We start from the raw sequence: 17,092 nt of genomic DNA on the forward strand, positions 1-17,092 counted from the left end.
CGCCGACCGACCCAGACCAATGACACTCACCGAAGCCGAACTGACCGACCGACTCGCCGCCGTCGAGGACCCGCTCAACGACGACGACATCGTCGCGATGGGTCTCGTCGACGACGTAACGATCAGCGACGGCACCGCCGAGGTGTCGCTCGCGTTCAACGCCCCGCACGCGCCGGCGGAGATGGAGATCGGCGACGCGGTCCGCGAGGTGATCGAGGCGGCCGGACTCGACCCGGAGCTCCGCGCCGAGTTCCGCGAGGAACACGGCCACGAGACCGACGCCCTCCCCGGCGTCCGCAACGTGATCGCCGTCGCATCCGGGAAGGGCGGCGTCGGCAAGACGACCGTGGCCGCGAACCTCGCCGCCGGCCTCCGCGAGCGCGGCGCCCGCGTCGGCATCCTCGACGCCGACGTCCACGGGCCGAACGTCCCCCGGCTGCTGCCGACCGAGAACGAGCCGGGCGTCACGCCGAACGAGGAGATCGTCCCACCGGCCTCCGACGGCGTCCGCGTGATGAGCACCGACCACCTGATGCCCGACGGCGACCAGCCGGCGGTGTTGCGCGGACCGATGGTGAACAACGTGATGATGAAGTTCGTCAACGAGGTGGAGTGGGGGCAGCTCGACTACCTCGTCGTCGACCTCCCGCCGGGCACCGGCGACGCGTCGCTGAACCTGCTCCAGTCGCTGCCCGTCGCGGGCGTCGTCATCGTCACGACGCCCCAAGAGATGGCGGTCGCCGACGCCCGCAAGGGGCTCCGCCTGTTCGACGAGCACGACGCGCCGGTCCTCGGCGTCGTCGAGAACATGAGCGCGTTCCGCTGCCCGGAGTGCGGCGACACCCACGCCGTCTTCGGCGAGGGCGGCGGCGACGAGATCCGCGACGACTACGGCGTCCCCGTCCTCTCGCGGCTCCCGGTCCACCCCGACTTCGACTCGGCGGGCTCGGACGGGCCCTCGGTGCGAGACCCCGACAGCCCCGTCCGCGAGGACCTCTTCGAGATGGTCGACTCCGTCGCGGACCGCGTCGGCGAGGCGAACCGGAAGCGGGTCGCCGAGCGCGTCGGCGAGTGGGACGCAGAGGCCGACGAGAGCGGTGAAGGCGGGGAATCCGCCGACGAGCCGGCGGACCCCGACCCGGTGTCCGCCTCGGAGTAACTGGGCCGTCTGTCGCGTCAGTTTCCGCTCTCTTCGGCGTCCGCCGCGTTGGCGGTCGCTTCCGCCTCGTCGAGCGTTCCCTCGCTGATCGTGTTCGGAAGCAGTTCGCCGAGCGTGTACTCCGTGACCGCGTCGCCGCCCTCGTCGCAGGCGACGACGAGGTCGTCGGCCGCGAACTCCGCGAGCGACTGCCGGCACATCCCGCAGGGGGTGACCCCGTCGCGGACGCCGGAGGAGACCGCGATCCGGTCGAACTCGCGGTGGCCGTTCTTCACCGCCTCGGCGAGCGCGACCTCCTCGGCGTGGAGGCTGTTGGAGTAGTTCGCGTTCTCGATGTTACAGCCCGTGTAGACGGTGCCGTCGGCGGTCCGGAGCGCGGCGCCGACGCGGTACTCGGAGTACGGGACGTGGGCAGCGTCGAGGGCGTCGCGCGCCGCGGCGATCAGCTCATCCATACAAGCGGGTGACGCGGCGGGCCGATAACTGTACTGTGTCGCGGTCGCGAGGGGGCCTGTCGGCCGGTCAGGAGCGGTCGACCCACGCCGAGAAGCCGCCGTCGATGAGGGTCTCGGCCTGCTGGCGGATGTACTCGCGCTGGGTGTCAGTGACGGCGGTCGCGAAGTCGTCGCCGTCGTCGAGGCGGGCACGGACGCGGTCCCGCTTCCAGCTCGCCGGCGTCGTGCGGTTCGCGACGCGCCAGCGGAGCGGCGCGATCCACTCGGCGGCCTCGTCGTCGGCGCAGCCGGCGGTACGGAGTCCAGCTTCCGCGTGGTCGAGGAGGTCCGCGTACATCGCGTCCGCGTCGGTCGTGCGCTCCCCGTCTCGGCCGATCCACTCCATGTCGGCGTCGAGGCCGTCCGCGACGGCGGCGTAGAAGTTGTCGCGGGCGGTCTCCCAGTCGAGCCCGATGACGGGGTGTTCCCGCTGGGCGAGCGCCTGCATCAGCCCCGCGAACGCCGCCTGGAACGCGATGGAGTCGCGGACCGTGGGCTGGCCGGGGATCGGGCGGAACTCGATCCGGGCGTTGGCGGCCGAGCGGCTCGCCCCCTCGAAGACGGGGCGGACCCACCGCCAGTAGCTGCCGTGTTTCGTCCGGAACGTCGCGAAGTCGTCGTCGAAGCGGTCGCTGCCGTCCGACTCGGGCATCGGGATCAGCGTCTCGTCGCCCGCGATTCGGTCGACCGCGGTCTCGACGTCGCGGAAGTCGCGTGGGAACCGAACCTTGTCCGCGTCGGTCCGGGCGTTGAGGACGGACTCGAACACGTGGACGCGGTTCTCGGTCGCCCCCTCGGCGAGGACCCGCTCGCCGTCCCAGTCGTCGTCGTACAGGTCCGGCGGGAAGAAGGGGGAGTTGACGCCGAGCGCCAGCAGCGGCCCGGCGATCCGGAGCGCGTACCGGAAGTGCCGCGGCAGCGTCTCGGCGTGCGCCACCTGGTAGTGCGGCTGGATCGACGTGATGAGGCTCTCGGGCATCACCGTGTCCGCCGCCAGCGACACGCCCGGAGCGGAGAGCTCGACCCGATCATCCGCCGACCCGTCCGCCCCGTCGGGGTCCGCGTTGGCCATCGCGTGGTACCGGACCGAGTCGCTCATGTTGACCGCGACGACCACGCCGTCGACCGCGACGCTGTCGGTGAGGTACTCGCGGGCGGTCTCGCCCGCCGGCGGGATGGTCCAGAGCCCGTCGGAGACGAGCCGCATCCCCTCGACGCCGGCGGTGTTCTCCGCGGCCTCCAGCCGCGCGCGGACCTCGGCGAGCTGCGCGCGGAGGCCGTGGTCGGAGAGCGGCTGCGGACTCGTCGACATCTCGGCGTTGTGGAGTCCCAGCTCCTTCTCGAAGCCCATCAGCTCCAGCATGCGGCGCGGCACGCGCATCAGCGCGTACTCGCCCGCCCGCGACTCCTCGCTCCACCGGCCGTCGCCGACCGCGTAGAACTCGTACTCGAAGCCGACGATCGACTGGTGGTTGTCGAAGGAGCCGTCGCGAAGCTCCTGTTTGACGATCTCGGCCTCCTCGGCCGCGCGCTCGGCGAACGCCTCGGCGTCGACCGAAAGCGCCTCCCGGACCCCGTCGGCGAGCGCGGACTCGGTGGTCATGCGACCGAGGAAGGACTCGGCGAAGTGAAAAGGCCACCGACCGCGATATCGGTCCGTCGTCCGGCCCGAGCCGTCCACCGCCCCGACACCGCCCCGACGCCGCTACTGATTCGCCGAGCGCGCGTCGAGCGCGACGGGGATCGACCGGCTCGCCACGTCGCCGGCGAACGCCTCGCCGTCGGCTTCCAGCTGTTCGAAGGTGTCGTAGTGGATCGGGACGACGAGGTCGGGGGCCATCGTCTCGGCCAGGTCGGCCGACTCGTGCCGGTCCGCGACGATGCCGCCTCCGCCGATGTTCGCGAGGAAGACGGAGACGTCCAGCTCGGCGAACCCGTCGAGCGCGTCGGAGTCGCCGGGCCAGAAGACGGTGCGCCCGCCGAGCGACAGCAGGAAGCCGCAGCCGAAGCCCGGCGGATGAGCGACCGAGCCGTCGGGACCGGCGTTCGGTCCCTCGGGGTCGTTGTGGGCGGGGACGGACCACACCCGGACCTCGCCCGCCGGGGTCTCGACGTCGACGCGGTCCTCCTCGCCGACTCGGATCACGTCGTAGTCGGCCGCGAGCGCGTCGACGGACTCCACGTCGCGGTCTATACCGGCGGGGTCGACCGCGTCGTAGATCACGAGCGTCGCGTCCTCGCCCGCGACCGATCGGATCCCGTCGGTGTCGTAGTGGTGGTCGTGGGTGACGACGACGAGGTCGCCGTCGCGCTCCCAGTAGTCGTCGAGGACGCCGTACCGCCCGGGATCGGTGTAGACGACCGGTCCCTCGTCCGTCTCCAGCCGCGCCGTCGCGTAGCCGAGCCACTCCACCGCGAGCTCCTCGTAGCGGACAGTCATGTCACCGCCTCCGACCGCGCGCGCCTTGAGGGTGGCCATAGCGGACGCCGACCGGCCTCGGATTTTATTACCGACCCGACCGATCGGGGGCCAATGAGACGACGGCGATTCATCGGGTTCAGCGCGGCCGGAATGGCCGGTCTCGCCGGGTGTCCGGCCCAACCACCGGACAGGGAAGGGGGACCACAGCACGACTCGTCCGAGCCGACCGAGGAGACGCCCACGGAGAACTCGACCCCGACGGATTCCTCGGCGGAAGAGGAGGAAGCGCGTCTCCTCGTCGACGATATCGAGATCGACCCGGGTCGGGTCGAGCAAGCCCGGCAGGTCGAGATTACGGTGACCGTCAGCAACGAGGGTAACGCCGCGGGATCGGAGTCGCTGTCGCTGCTGGTCGACGACGCGGAACTCACGACGGTCGACGTGTCGCTTGACCCGGGGGAGACGGCCGAAGTGACGCACGCGTATCGGCCCGGCGTGGTCGGCGAGCGGGAGGTCAAGCTGGGCGAGCGGACGGCGACGTTCGAGGTCAGCCAATATCCGGCGGAGTTCGTCACGCAGGACGGACCGAAGTTCCTGGTCGACGGCGAGCGGTACTTCTTCCACGGGACCAGCAACGACCTGCTCTACCGGTCGCCGGACTGGTATCTGAACGAGGTGCTCGCGGAGGCGCAGAACATCGGACTGAGCGCTATTCGAATGGTGACCATCGGCGTCGGACCGGACGCGCCGGACTGCGATTTCAACCGATGTCAGCAGGATCGGTATTCGTTCATGCCCGAACCGGGAGAGTTCGACGACGCGACATTCCGTCAGATGGATCGCGTGATATACAAAGCGAAACAGTACGGTATCAGGCTGGTCCTGCCGTTCGTGGACAACTACGCGCCGAGCGGGATGGCGCAGTTCGTCGAGTGGAGCGACGACGCGAGCCGCCACGACGACTTCTACACCGACCCGGAGTGTCGACGGATGTACAAGGAGTTCGTCGAGGGGTTTCTCACCCGGACGAACAGCTACACGGGCGTCGAGTACCGCGACGATCCGACGATACTGATGTGGGAGCTCGCGAACGAGCCGATGGCCCACGGTATCACCGAGGACGGGGACGGAGGGGACCCGGCCCCTGAGAAACTACAGTCGTGGATCGAGGAGATGAGCGCGTTCGTCAAAGGGATCGACTCGAATCACCTCTTGGGGACCGGGGGACAGGGGTTCTACCCGGACAAGCTGTACCACCAAGACAAAGGCGAGGACTTCATCGCGAACAACCGAGTCGAACACATCGACTGTTGTTCCGTTCATATGTACCCGAAACACTGGTACGAGGGCGAGGAGGATCGGGTTCAAAACGCGAGCGAGAAGGGGCGCGAATCGATCCGGGTACACACGGAGGACGCCCACGAGGTCGTCGAGAAACCCGTGTACTTCGGCGAGTTCCGTCCCCACACGGACATCGACCGGTTCTCCGCGGATGCCGAACAGAAGGACGGCGAACGAGCGACGATCCTGAACAACTGGTACGACGCCATGGACGCCACAAATGTCGATGGCGCCATCCACTGGACCTTCTTCGACCCGTACGACAACGAGGAGAACGTCGTCCTCACCGACCGAGACGAACCGCTGAGCGAGCAGTACAACGGCTACCACGTGGTGTATCCGTGGGACGAGGCGACGGTGTCGACCATGCGATCGTACTCGGAGACCGTCCGAGAGAAGTCGAGCACGTGACCCGAACGCCTGACGCCGACACCAACGGTCGCTCAGGAACGCTCCTCATCGTCGATGCGGATCAGGTCTCACGCGTCATCGAGTGCGAGTTCGACGCCGTCGTCGGCTTTTCCGCGCCCGTTCTCGCCGCGCTCGTCTCGATCCTGCGATAACGCCGACCCGAGTCCGTGTTCCGGGACCAAAGGCATCGGGACCGGGACGTCCCCGGCCTTGCGCAGCGCGGCGAACCCGCCGACGGTCTCGACGACAGTCCCGTCGTCTCCCCGGCGGATCCGGAACCGCTTGTCCGTCGGGTCGCGGCGGTACGCGAACGGGAACGCCGCGTCCGGCGGGGTCTGGAGGCTCTCAACGCCCGCAAGGACCGCGACGGGCGCCCCGTCGACCTCGCAGACGAGCCGCGGGACGACCGGCCGCCCCTCGTCGTCGACCGCGGCGGCGTCGACGTCCGAGCGGGCCGTCACCGGGCCGACGAGCATGTCCGTCTCGCGCCTGCGGAACGTCGAGCGACGGCCGCGTCGTGTGTCGGCGACCGCACCGTGGGCCGTCTCCCCGCGCCGGCTCAGTCGTCGCCGGCGAGCCGACGGACGCGAGCGAGCGAGTCGGCGTCGCCGACGCCCTTGTCCTCGCGGACGCCGACGAACCGCGGGAACCGGAGGGCGTAGCCGGCCGAGTACGTCGGCGAGCCCTGTATCTCCTCGTAGCCGACCTCGACCACCAGTTCGGGGTCGAACGCGACCGTCGTCCCAGTCTCGTCGACGACGTGCGGCTCCAGCCGCTCCGTGAGGTCCGCGAGCGCCTCGTCGGTGAGCCCCGTGGCGACCTTGCCGACCGTGGCGTAGCCCGCCGGCGCGGGGTCGTCGCCGTCGCGGTCGGTGTCCTCAGCGCGAACCGCGAGCAGGAACGTGCCGAACAGCTCCGCGCGGCGCCCCTCGCCCCACTCGGCGCCGACGACGACGGCGTCGAGAGTCTCCACGTCCGGCTTGCGTTTCAGCCAGTCGCGTCCACGATTGCCGGGCGTGTACGCCGCCTCGGGGTTCTTCAGCATGACGCCCTCGTGGCCGGCATCGAGGGCGGCCCGCTCCTCGGCCGCGATCGCCTCCGGGTCGTCCGTGAGCGCGAGTTCGGCGGCCGCGTCCGGGAGCACTTCCTGAAGCCGCTCGTGGCGGGCGCGGAGCGGTTCGTCGAGCAGGTCGTCGCCGTCGGCGTGGAGGCAGTCGAAGGCGTGGAGCCGCAGCGAGACGGTCTCGCGCATGCGGTCGACGTCGTGTTTCCGGCGGAACCGGCGGAGCACCTCCTGGAACGGCAGGGGGTCACCGTCGTCGTCGACCGCGACGACCTCGCCGTCGAGGATTACCGGAACGTCGACACGTTCGGCGACGTACTCGACGATCTCTGGGAGCGCCTCGGTCACGTCGTCCATGTTCCGCGAGTAGAGCCGCGGGCCGAGCGCCACCTCTCCGTCCGCCGTGCCGGCGTCTGCGGCGTTCCCGTCCGCCGCGTTCCCGGCTGCCGTGCCGGCGTCCGCCGCATCCCCGGCCGGCGAGCTAGTATCTGCCGCGTCCCCGGCCGGCGCGTAGTGAACCTGGACGCGTGCGCCGTCGAACTTCGTCTCGACGGCGACCTCGCCGAACGAGTCGACCGCGTCGGTCGCGGTGCCCGCCTGCGCGAGCATCGCCTGGACCGGTCGGCCGACGCGCAGCGACTCCTCCCGGAGTCCGTCAATCCCCTGGTCGCGGGCGCGGACCGCGACCCGACCGTAGTCGTTGGTCACCTGAAGGGCGCGTTCGACGGCCGCGACCGCCTCCTCGGGCGCGCGGAGTTCGGGAGCGTCGCCGTCCGCATCCTCGTCCGCGTCGCCGGATCCGGGACTCGATTCTGACACGAGGAACGCCTCCCCGACCGCGTCCCGGACAGTCCCCTCGCCGACGCCGAGCCGCATCTCGCCGAGGACCAGTCGGGCGAGGAACGCCGCCTCGTTCGGCGAGCATCGGGTGAACAGCCCGAACAGCGCGTCGCGCTTTCGCGACTCGCTCCCGTCGCCGCTCTCGGCCGCGAGGTCGCGCAGTTCCCCGTCGACCCCGGCGACCGTGAGGGCGTCGCGGTCGCTTCCGAACGCGGCGAGTCCGCGCTGTCCGCCGAAGTCGTACGCGGCCGCGACGGCGCCGATCTCGCCGCGTTCGGCGAGGCGGTCCTCGACGTCGGCCGCGGAGACGTTCGGGCCGGCGGCGCGGGCGATCGCCTCGCGACAGAGCGCGGGTCCGACGTCGAGGGTGCGGGTGTCGTGGGCGGGGAAGACGCGTCCGAGAAGAAAGCGGACGAGGACGGGGAGGTCGTCGTCCGAACCGCCGTTCTCGGTGCCTTGGGCGATCCCGGCGTCCGCGAGCAGGTCGGCGACCGCGAGCGTCGTCTCGATGTCGCCGTCGTTCGCGGCCACCCCTTCCGCCCGTTCCGCCAGCGCGGCGAAGTCCATACGCGTCGGGTCGGCGACCGGCGGGCAAAAGCGGCCCGATGCGGACGGAGTTCGCCGCGTTTGGTGCCGGTTTCGCGGGCGGGGGGAGTGAGGGATCCGCCGGGGAACCGCTTTTCACCCCCGCCCTCATACGGCTCTTCATGTACGTCCGCGACGCCAAAAACCGTGACGAGGCGTGGTTGTTGGACGCGATCGAGCAGCTGGGGCTCGACGACGTCGCCTTCCGGTCGCGGGACTACGTGATCGCGGTCGACGAGGAGTCCGGCGACCGGGCCGGCTTCGGCCGACTCCGCCTCCACCGCGGCGACGAGGACGAGGCAAACCGGATCGAACTCACCGGGATCGGCGTCCTCCCCGAGTGGCGCGACCGCGGGGTCGGGGCGCACGTCGTCGAGCGCCTCGTCGACACCGCGGCCGCGGACGGGTTCGAGACGGTGTACGTGCTCACCGACCAGCCGGAGTACCTGACGCAGTTCGGCTTCGAGCGCGTCGACACCGACGACCTCCCGCCCGCGCTCTCGGACCGCCTCACCGAAAAGCGGGAGTTCCTCGGCGGGGGCGTCGTCGGCCTTCAACTCGCGGTCGACGAGTTCGAGATGCCGAGCCGTTTCCGGCAGGCGTTCAAAGACGCCGAGCCGACCGGCGGCGACGAGCCGGAGGAATCCGCCGAGGACTTCGGGATCGACCCCGACTCGGCGACGTACAAGTACGACACCGGTCGCTGAGCCACGATAACCGCCTGCTTTCCGCGGTTGCGGTCGGCGCGTGCCTGCGAGCGGCCGCCCTCGGCGGCCGCGAGGAGCACGCGCGAGGGAGTCGGTGGTCCGGAGCGAAGCGGAGGACCACCGACGAGGCTGGGGAGGCGTGAGGTGCTGTGCGGAGCGGTGCGGGGCGGGACTCGAAGGGGCAGCCGCGAGGCCGCCGTAGGCGACGCAAGCACCGCAGGGAGCGAACGACGTGAGCGACCGAGGAGCGCAGCGAGCGTACGACGGCCTCGCGGCTGGGGCTTCGGCGGTGTTCGTCGCCGATCCGCCAGCAGTCACTTATAGGCAAACGACTGGAGATTCGGTGTGGTTCGCGGTAACGATCCTGATTACTTATAAATAGACCGCCGAGCGGACGGGGTCGATTTATAAAGAAACACTCGCGATGTCGACGCTCACGCCGGCGACCGCACCACCACAGCGTCACCACTCAGCGAACGAGAATCGGTATGAATGGCGGACAGGCGGGGTAGCCCGGCGTTCCGTCACGGGGTATCCCGATTGCCTCCTCCACCCCGCGACCCGACGAGCGACGGGCGTCCGGCGGTGGGCTGCTCGCTTCCGCGCCTGACCCGGTGTCGCCGACGAACCGCGACGGACCGCTCCTGCGAGCGGGCGTCGCGGACCGCTGTCCCCGGCGGACGAGGCTTCCACGTTGGCTCTCGGGGCCCGTGCCGGTCTGACCGGACGTGCCCGCTGTTCGGTCCCCGCTAAAGACTGCCTCACGGGTGACGAGCGGGGCCTAACCGCCCGACCTAGTCCGTCCGGCGATACTCGGGTGTCCCATAAGGGCCTTTCGTTCGGCGACCGTTGTCGCCGCGGCGCCGCCCCGGCGACCTACGACAGCAGGTCCCAGGCGTACGCCGCGGCGGCGAGCGGGACGGGGACCGACAGCGCGACGACGGCGCGCGCGTGCCACACCAGCCAAAGGTGGTCGCGGAACACCGGACTCGGCTCCACCGCCAGCGCCCAACTGGCCGCGCTCGCGGTCGTCGCCAGCCCGAGGGCGACCGCGACGCCCGCGAGCGTTCCGGGGTCGACGTTCCCCTGCTCGACGGAGGCGATGACGACCGCGGAGAGCAGCGCGAACAGCGCGATACCGCTCCAGTCGACGACCCCGGAGGCGTAGTAGGTCGCCAGCTGCGACGCGTACGCCGGTCCAGAGATGATCGCGTACGGTGCGACGAGCGCGATCACGGTGACGACGGCGGCGGCGATTCCCACCCGACGCGAGAGGGCGCGGAGGTCCATACCCGCCCTCGGGACGGCGCCGCGGTAAAAGGACCGGATCGGACGGCGCCGGCGGCGCCCTCACGGCCGATCCGTTCCCGTAGGGTTTTGCCCCGCCGGCGCCCAACTCGGCACATGTCACTCGACGTCGACCCGCCGGATCCCCCGAACTCGCCGCCGTCGACCCGAACGAGTACGAGGACGCCGAGGTGTCCGGCGGGGAGTATCGCCGCGACGAGCTGGAGGCCTTCCTCCGTGAGGGCGCGTGGGAGGAGGCGTTCGCGGAGTGGACCGCCGGCAGCGACATGGACGAGGACGACTGGGAGATCGCGCTCGACCTCGGTCTGGTCTCCCGGTTCGACTTCTTCTGGGACGACTTCGCCGACCGCGTCGGCTACCACGCGCCGGGACTCCCCGAGGACTGGAAGGAGCGCGACCTCCATCCCGACCTCGACTCGTGGGGCACCGTCTCCGCGATCAACGCCGGTCTCACGGAGCTGGGGCAGATCGTCTGCGAGACGCTCAAGGAGGAGTACATCGACTGGGAGGCCGACTTCGACGCGCCGGACGACCTGCCCGACTTCGAGACGTAGTTCCGGGCGTCAAGAGGCAGCGACCGGCGGGGCCGGTACGGACCGCGGTCCCCGGCGGCTCAGTGGCCCCAGAGGTTCCCGTCCGGGTCGTAGCGCGCGTCCATGATCCGGTCCCACTGGTCGTCGGAGAGGGCGAGGTCGGCCGCGGCGACGTTCTCGTCGAGCTGGTCGACCGTCCGCGCGCCCACGATGGGGACGCAGGTGAACTCGTCCCACTCGGTGAGCCACGCGAGCGCGACCTGCGCGGGCGTCGCGTCGAGTTCGTCGGCCACTTCGCGCACCGCGTCGAGCACCTTCCAGCCGCGCTCGGAGAGGTAGAAGCGCTCGAACCGGTCGTCGAAGCTCGCGCGCGAGCCGTCGGGCGCGATCACCTGTTCCGGGTCGTCGGGGTCGGCGCGCTCGTACTTCCCGGTGAGGAACCCGCCCGCGAGCGGGGAGTACGGACAGACCGCCAGGTCCTGGTCGATACAGACGTCGAGGTACTCGCTCACGTCCTCGTAGTAGCCCGCGTGGTGGAGCGGCTGGACCACGTCGAAGCCCGCGTAGTCGTTGACGTCGGCGGTCCACTGCGCCTTCGTCAGCTGCCACGCCGCCATCGTCGACGCGCCGAGGTGGTGGACTTTCCCCTCCGAGACCAGCTCGTCGAGCGCGCGCATCGTCTCCTCGATCGGTGTCTCCTCGTCCCAGCGGTGGATGTAGTAAATGTCGAGGTAGTCGGTGTCGAGGCGGTCGAGGGTGCCCTCGATCTGTGCGCGGATGTGTTTGCGGCCCAGCCCGGAGTCGTTGGGTCCCGGCTCGCCGCGCCCGTCGAACGGGAAGTACACCTTCGAGGCGATCACGTAGTCCTCGCGGTCGCGGTCCGCGAGCCACTCGCCGATGTACTCCTCGCTTTTGCCGTTCGGCGTCCCGTACACGTTGGCCGTGTCGATGAAGTTGATCCCGCGGTCCGCGGCCGCGTCGAGCAGCTCGTGCGACTCCTCGCGGCCCGTCTCCACGACGCCGTTCGTCTCGCGGCCGAAGCGCCACGTCCCGAAGCAGAGCTCCGAGACGCTGAGTCCCGTGTCTCCGAGTCGTCGGTAGTCCATACCGGCACGTCTCGGGCGCGGTACGTAAAGCGTGGCGGCACCGGCGGGCGAGACCGGCAGCGGAGCAGTACTCCCATCGACCGCGATTACCCGAAGTTACCGATACTATCCGAAGTTCTCGACCTTCGCGGCGTCCGCGTCGCCGCCGGCCGCGTCGACCGCGACCTCCGCGTCGGCGACGAGGTCCGCGAACCCGTAGACGAAGACCGTCTCTCCGTCCGCGCCCGTGAGGACGTCGGCGACGGCGTCGGTCAGGGGGTCGTCCGCGTCGACGAGGCGGATCGCGGCGCCCCGTTCGCGGAGGGCGTCGATCCGGTCGGCGTGGGAGACGTCGTCGTCGCGGTAGACGACCGCGGCCTCGGCGCCCTCGTCGAGCGCGCGCTCCGCGATGGCGACCGCGGGACCGATCCCGGGACCGCCAGCGATCACGACCGCGCGCGGCTCGCCGTCGTAGTGCTGGTCGCCGAAGGGACCGGCGAGCGTCATCTCGGTGCCCGCCTCGGCGTTGGCGAGGAACGCCGAGAAGTCGCCGCCCTCGTCGGGGTCGATGCCGACCGTGACCTCGAACGTCTCGCCGACGCGGGGCGAGGAGAGGGTGTAGAACCGCATGACCGACTCGCCGTCTATCTCGGTGCCGAGCTTCACGAACTGTCCGGGTTCGGCCGCGAACCCGTCGGGCGCGCGGAACCGAAGGGCGTACGTGTCGGGACCGACCGACTCGACCGACTCGACCGTCGCTGTCGTGTCCATACCACGGTTCGGCGAGGGAGACACAAACGCCTTCCCGTCGGCGTCGGTCCTGCCCGTGTCGAAACCGGTTCGGTCGGGGCGCCCGTCACGGCCGATACCCGCGCCCCGCCTGTGTGCCGGTCCCCGGCGCGCACCTCCCGGGCCGATCTCCGGGCGAACGTATTCGACGAACGTCGAAAACCGGTCCGACGCGAGGGGTCGATCGTGAGGAATTTGGTGGACATATGTCTAATTATATTCGTATTTAGGGCAGCTACGGCGGCCGAAAGTGACAATATTCGCGAATACAAACACGTTCGTTCAGAAACGCCTCGGTGTCTCCTTCCAGAAGCCTTTTGATGAGTCCGCTGGAACCTTGCCCATAGCACATGGCCGCGGATTTCAACTGGGCTGTCGGCGGAGAGGCCGGCGACGGCATCGACTCGACGGGGAAGATCTTCGCACAGGCGCTTTCCCGCGCGGGTCGACACGTGTTCACGTCGAAGGACTTCGCATCGCGGATCCGAGGCGGGTACACCGCCTACAAGGTGCGGACCTCCGTCGACAAGGTACAGAGCGTCGTTGACCGACTCGACGTGCTCATCGCGTTGACGCCCCGGACCATCGAGGAGAACCTCGACGAGCTCCACGAGGGGTCGGTGATCATCTACGACGGCGAGCGGACGACGATGCAAGACGTCGAGATCCCCGAGGGATGATCGGTCTCGACGTGCCGCTCAAGAGCCTGGCCGAGGAGGCGGGCGGGGCGATCATGCGGAACGTCGTCGCGCTCGGCGCCGCCTGCGAGGTGGCCGAGTTCCCGATCGAGAACCTCGACTCGGCGCTCGAAAAGCGGTTCAAGGACAAGGGACAGAAGCTGGTCGACAACAACAAGGAGGCCGCCCGCGCGGGCCGGTCGTACGTCGCCGAGGAGTACGACCACGAGTTCGACTACGACCTCGAGACCACCGACGAGGACTACGTCCTCCTCAACGGCGACGAGGCGATCGGGATGGGCGCCATCGCGGCCGGCTGCCGCTTCTACGCCGGCTACCCGATCACGCCCGCAACGGACGTGATGACGTACCTCACCGGCCGCATCGAGCGGTACGGCGGCCACGTCGTTCAGGCGGAAGACGAACTGTCCGCGATCAACATGGCGCTGGGCGCGGCCCGCGGCGGCGCCCGCGCGATGACGGCGACCTCCGGGCCGGGGATCGACCTGATGACCGAGACGTTCGGTCTCATCGCCACCTCGGAGACGCCGCTCGTCATCTGTAACGTGATGCGCTCCGGACCGTCGACCGGGATGCCGACGAAACAGGAGCAGGGCGACTTAAACCAGATGCTGTACGGCGGCCACGGCGAGGTGCCCCGGTTCGTGCTCGCGCCGACCACCATCGCGGAGTGCTTCTGGAAGACCGTCGAGGCGTTCAACCTCGCCGAGAAGTACCAGCTCCCCGTCTACCTCACCGCCGACCTCTCGATGGCGGTCACCGAGCAGACGTTCTCCCCCGAGACGTTCGATATGGACGAGGTCGAGATCGACCGCGGCAAGGTCGTCGACGAGACGACGATCGACGACCACATGAGCGACTCCGGCGGCTTCCAGCCCCACGAGATCACCGACGACGGGGTCTCTCCCCGGGCGTTCCCCGGCACGGCCGACGGCGCGCACATGTCTACCGGTCTCGAACACGACGAGCAGGGCCGCCGGACCGAGGACACGGAGATGCGCGTCGAGCAGGTCGACAAGCGCAACCGGAAGGTCGAGACGGCCCGCGAGCGCGAGGACTGGAGTCCCCGCGAGTTCGGCGACGCGGACGCCGACACCCTCGTGATCACGTGGGGGTCGAACGAGGGCGCGCTCGCCGAGGCGGTCGAGATGCTCGACGACAAGGGACAGGACGTGCGTGTGCTCTCGGTCCCGTACATCTTCCCGCGGCCGGACCTCTCGGCGGACGTCGAAGCGGCAGAGACGACGGTCGTCGTCGAGTGTAACGAGCAGGGACAGTTCGCAGACCTCGTCGAGCACGACGTGCTCGAACGAGTCGACCGCGTGAACAAGTACAACGGCGTGCGGTTCAAGGCCGACGAACTCGCAGCGGAGATCAAATCGACCCTCGAAGCGGGGGTGGAGGCGTAACCAATGAGCTCAGACATTCGATTCACCGACTTCAAGTCCGACAAGCAGCCGACCTGGTGCCCGGGATGCGGCGACTTCGGCACGATGAACGGGATGATGAAGGGTCTCGCGGAGACGGGCAACGACCCCGACAACACCTTCGTCGTCGCCGGCATCGGCTGTTCCGGCAAGATCGGCACGTACATCGGACAGCTACGCGCTCCACGGCGTTCACGGGCGCGCGCTCCCCGTCGGAACCGGCGTCAAGATGGCCCGGCCCGACATCGAAGTGATGGTCGCCGGCGGCGACGGCGACGGCTACTCCATCGGCGCGGGCCACTTCGTCCACGCCGTCCGGCGAAACGTCGACATGACGTACGTCGTGATGGACAACCGAATCTACGGGCTGACGAAGGGGCAGGCCTCGCCGACCTCCCGCGAGGACTTCGAGACCTCGACGAGCCCCGAAGGCCCGAAACAGCCCCCGGTCAACCCGCACGCGCTGGCGCTCGCGTCGGGCGCGACGTTCATCGCGCAGTCGTTCTCCTCGGACGCGCTCCGCCACCAGGAGATCATCCAGGAAGCCATCGAACACGACGGCTTCGGCTTCGTGAACGTCTACTCGCCGTGCGTCACCTTCAACGACGTCGACACGTACGACTACTTCCGCGACTCGCTGGTCGACTTAAAGGAGGAGGACCACGACCCCACCTCCCGCGAGGACGCGAAGGACGTGATCCTCGACAACGAGAAGGAACACCAGGGCGTCATCTACAAAGACGAGTCGTCGGTGCCGTACCACGAACAGCACGGGGTCGACGAGGACATGTCCGTTCTCCCGGACGGCGCCCCCGAGAGCGCGACCGACCTCGTCCGCGAGTTCTACTGAGACCGCCGGACGGTCCCGGGCGGATTCCGTCCTCTCGCGACGGCCAAAACCGGCCGAACGAGGGTGTTCGTGCGGATTTTGCGGCGGGTTTCAGCAAGCCTAATTAGGTGGGTCCGTATTTCCCGTGTATGGTTGACCGCTACGACGTCGCGATCGCCGGCGCGGGTCCGGCGGGCGCGCAGTGCGCTCGCGACCTGGCGACGCGCGACTACGACGTCGTCGTCCTCGAGACGGAGTCGGAAGACGAGTTCCCGCGACAGAGCAACAAGTCGACCGCCGGCACGTTCCCGTCGATGATGTCCTCCTTCGGGATCCCCGACGACGTCGTGATGTCGTTCACCGACGACGTCGTGTTGGAGTCGCCCAACGAGTACTACGAGAGCTACCAGCCGGGGGCGGTGTTGGAGTTCGCGGAGTTCAAGCGGTTCCTCGTCGCCGACGGCCGTGAGAACGGCGCGGAGTACCGCTTCGACGCGCGGGTTTCGCGGCCGATCCTCGACGACGACGGCGTCATCGAGGGCGTCCGGTACAACGGCGACGATGAGGTGTACGCCGACGTCGTGATCGACGCCACCGGCCCGGCCGCGCCCCTCGCGAGCGCGCTCGACGTCGTCGACCTCGAACGCGAGAACCAGGCGATCGGGATCGAGTACGAGATGGAGGGCGTCGAGATGAACCACCCCGAGTACGCGGACCTCCGGCGCGCGATGATGCTCCGCCTGGACCACAACATCGCGCCCGGCGGCTACTCGTGGATCTTCGCGACCGGCGAGGACACCGCGAAGGTGGGACTCTGTTACATCCAGAACGACCGCCACCGCGAGTTCGCCGAGGCAGGCAAGACGGTCGACGGCTATCTCGACGAGTGGGTGAGCCGCGACCCCCGATTCGCCGACGCCGAACAGATCGACGGGAAGGTCCACCGCGGCTCCGCACACATCCAGCGTCCGGGACAGATCGCACACCGACCGCTTCCTCGCGATCGGCGACACGGTCCCCTCCATCGACCCGCTGTGGGGCGAGGGGATCCACAAGGCGATGAAGTCGGCCCGCGCCGCGGCGGCCACCGTCGACCGCTGTCTCACCGACTCGGAGCGCCGCCTCGACGCGGAGAGCCTCGCGGTCTACGAGCGGCTCTGGCACCGCGACGTGGCCCCGCGGATGAAGGCGCGGCTGATGCTCACGCGGCTGCTGTACCTCGCGCCCAACGAGCGGTACGACCGGTTCATGCGCGACCTCCGTCAGGCGGACGAGAACACGCTGGAGGAGGCGAACCGCGGCAAGAAGGCGTCGATGGCGAAGCTGCTCCACCTCTCCGATCTCCCGCTTCTGGCGAAGTTCGCTCGCGAGCGGTTCGACGTCTGAGGCGGCCGGGAGAGA

At 69.3% G+C, this 17,092-nt stretch carries 10 protein-coding genes, 1 other RNA gene and 5 pseudogenes; 7 read left to right on the top strand and 9 right to left on the bottom strand.

Annotated elements, in window-relative coordinates; translation table 11 throughout:
• Window positions 1–19 precede the first annotated feature (19 nt).
• A complete protein-coding gene (locus ACODNG_RS04110; RefSeq protein WP_434522541.1) occupies window positions 20–1,159 on the top strand; it encodes a P-loop NTPase in 1,140 nt (379 codons plus the stop codon).
• 17 nt (window positions 1,160–1,176) lie between these two features.
• Here the strand turns inward: ACODNG_RS04110 and cdd are convergent, their stop codons facing one another.
• The 3 genes from cdd to ACODNG_RS04125 all read right to left on the bottom strand — a co-directional run bounded on the left by cdd (window position 1,177) and on the right by ACODNG_RS04125 (window position 4,093).
• Complete coding sequence (gene cdd, locus ACODNG_RS04115; RefSeq protein ID WP_434522542.1) at window positions 1,177–1,614, bottom strand: cytidine deaminase; 438 nt, start codon at window positions 1,612–1,614, stop codon at window positions 1,177–1,179.
• A gap of 67 nt (window positions 1,615–1,681) precedes the next feature.
• Window positions 1,682–3,256, bottom strand: a complete 1,575-nt coding sequence (locus ACODNG_RS04120) for a hypothetical protein (protein WP_434522543.1) — start codon at window positions 3,254–3,256, stop codon at window positions 1,682–1,684.
• Between the two features lie 102 nt (window positions 3,257–3,358).
• Window positions 3,359–4,093, bottom strand: coding sequence for an MBL fold metallo-hydrolase (locus ACODNG_RS04125; protein ID WP_434523054.1), 735 nt, complete (start codon window positions 4,091–4,093; stop codon window positions 3,359–3,361).
• A 93-nt stretch (window positions 4,094–4,186) separates the two neighbouring features.
• On the opposite strand from ACODNG_RS04125, the gene ACODNG_RS04130 reads away from it, so the two are divergent.
• Complete coding sequence (locus tag ACODNG_RS04130; protein WP_434522544.1) at window positions 4,187–5,827, top strand: cellulase family glycosylhydrolase; 1,641 nt, start codon at window positions 4,187–4,189, stop codon at window positions 5,825–5,827.
• A 68-nt stretch (window positions 5,828–5,895) separates the two neighbouring features.
• Here the strand turns inward: ACODNG_RS04130 and ACODNG_RS04135 are convergent.
• Both ACODNG_RS04135 and ACODNG_RS04140 read right to left on the bottom strand, forming a co-directional pair.
• Window positions 5,896–6,327 (bottom strand): annotated as a pseudogene (locus tag ACODNG_RS04135) (hypothetical protein); the annotation flags it as partial.
• Between the two features lie 59 nt (window positions 6,328–6,386).
• Window positions 6,387–8,297, bottom strand: coding sequence for an ATP-dependent DNA ligase (locus ACODNG_RS04140; protein ID WP_434522545.1), 1,911 nt, complete (start codon window positions 8,295–8,297; stop codon window positions 6,387–6,389).
• 140 nt (window positions 8,298–8,437) lie between these two features.
• Between ACODNG_RS04140 and ACODNG_RS04145 the strand changes: the two genes are divergently transcribed.
• Entirely contained in the window at window positions 8,438–9,022 is a 585-nt protein-coding gene (locus ACODNG_RS04145; RefSeq protein ID WP_434522546.1) for a GNAT family N-acetyltransferase, read from the top strand.
• A 493-nt stretch (window positions 9,023–9,515) separates the two neighbouring features.
• Here ACODNG_RS04145 and ffs read toward each other — a convergent pair.
• Window positions 9,516–9,827: signal recognition particle sRNA (gene ffs / locus ACODNG_RS04150), an RNA gene on the bottom strand.
• 71 nt (window positions 9,828–9,898) lie between these two features.
• Complete coding sequence (locus ACODNG_RS04155) at window positions 9,899–10,312, bottom strand: DUF7548 family protein (RefSeq protein ID WP_434522547.1); 414 nt, start codon at window positions 10,310–10,312, stop codon at window positions 9,899–9,901.
• A gap of 114 nt (window positions 10,313–10,426) precedes the next feature.
• Here ACODNG_RS04155 and ACODNG_RS04160 point away from each other — a divergent pair.
• Window positions 10,427–10,884, top strand: a pseudogene (locus ACODNG_RS04160) (hypothetical protein).
• A 59-nt stretch (window positions 10,885–10,943) separates the two neighbouring features.
• On the opposite strand, the gene ACODNG_RS04165 reads toward ACODNG_RS04160, so the two are convergent.
• Both ACODNG_RS04165 and ACODNG_RS04170 read right to left on the bottom strand, forming a co-directional pair.
• Window positions 10,944–11,969, bottom strand: coding sequence for an aldo/keto reductase (locus tag ACODNG_RS04165; protein WP_434522548.1), 1,026 nt, complete (start codon window positions 11,967–11,969; stop codon window positions 10,944–10,946).
• A 105-nt stretch (window positions 11,970–12,074) separates the two neighbouring features.
• Window positions 12,075–12,719, bottom strand: coding sequence for a ferredoxin--NADP reductase (locus ACODNG_RS04170; RefSeq protein ID WP_434522549.1), 645 nt, complete (start codon window positions 12,717–12,719; stop codon window positions 12,075–12,077).
• A gap of 368 nt (window positions 12,720–13,087) precedes the next feature.
• On the opposite strand from ACODNG_RS04170, the pseudogene ACODNG_RS04175 reads away from it, so the two are divergent.
• From ACODNG_RS04175 to ACODNG_RS04185, 3 pseudogenes are all read left to right on the top strand, one after another.
• A pseudogene (locus ACODNG_RS04175) lies at window positions 13,088–14,844 on the top strand (2-oxoacid:acceptor oxidoreductase subunit alpha).
• Between the two features lie 3 nt (window positions 14,845–14,847).
• Window positions 14,848–15,712, top strand: a pseudogene (locus ACODNG_RS04180) (2-oxoacid:ferredoxin oxidoreductase subunit beta).
• Between the two features lie 128 nt (window positions 15,713–15,840).
• Window positions 15,841–17,077, top strand: a pseudogene (locus ACODNG_RS04185) (digeranylgeranylglycerophospholipid reductase).
• Window positions 17,078–17,092 lie beyond the last annotated feature (15 nt).

It is taken from the genome of Halorubrum sp. AS12 (genome assembly GCF_051122765.1).
GTDB lineage: Archaea > Halobacteriota > Halobacteria > Halobacteriales > Haloferacaceae > Halorubrum > Halorubrum trapanicum.

Excerpts from the sequence above, each read along its gene's own strand:
- ACODNG_RS04110 (WP_434522541.1), top strand. The coding sequence starts at position 20 with ATGACACTCACCGAAGCCGAACTGACCGACCGACTCGCCGCCGTCGAG.
- cdd (WP_434522542.1), bottom strand. The coding sequence starts at position 1,614 with ATGGATGAGCTGATCGCCGCGGCGCGCGACGCCCTCGACGCTGCCCAC.
- ACODNG_RS04120 (WP_434522543.1), bottom strand. The coding sequence starts at position 3,256 with ATGACCACCGAGTCCGCGCTCGCCGACGGGGTCCGGGAGGCGCTTTCG.
- ACODNG_RS04125 (WP_434523054.1), bottom strand. The coding sequence starts at position 4,093 with ATGACTGTCCGCTACGAGGAGCTCGCGGTGGAGTGGCTCGGCTACGCG.
- ACODNG_RS04130 (WP_434522544.1), top strand. The coding sequence starts at position 4,187 with ATGAGACGACGGCGATTCATCGGGTTCAGCGCGGCCGGAATGGCCGGT.
- ACODNG_RS04140 (WP_434522545.1), bottom strand. The coding sequence starts at position 8,297 with ATGGACTTCGCCGCGCTGGCGGAACGGGCGGAAGGGGTGGCCGCGAAC.
- ACODNG_RS04145 (WP_434522546.1), top strand. The coding sequence starts at position 8,438 with ATGTACGTCCGCGACGCCAAAAACCGTGACGAGGCGTGGTTGTTGGAC.
- ACODNG_RS04155 (WP_434522547.1), bottom strand. The coding sequence starts at position 10,312 with ATGGACCTCCGCGCCCTCTCGCGTCGGGTGGGAATCGCCGCCGCCGTC.
- ACODNG_RS04165 (WP_434522548.1), bottom strand. The coding sequence starts at position 11,969 with ATGGACTACCGACGACTCGGAGACACGGGACTCAGCGTCTCGGAGCTC.
- ACODNG_RS04170 (WP_434522549.1), bottom strand. The coding sequence starts at position 12,719 with ATGGACACGACAGCGACGGTCGAGTCGGTCGAGTCGGTCGGTCCCGAC.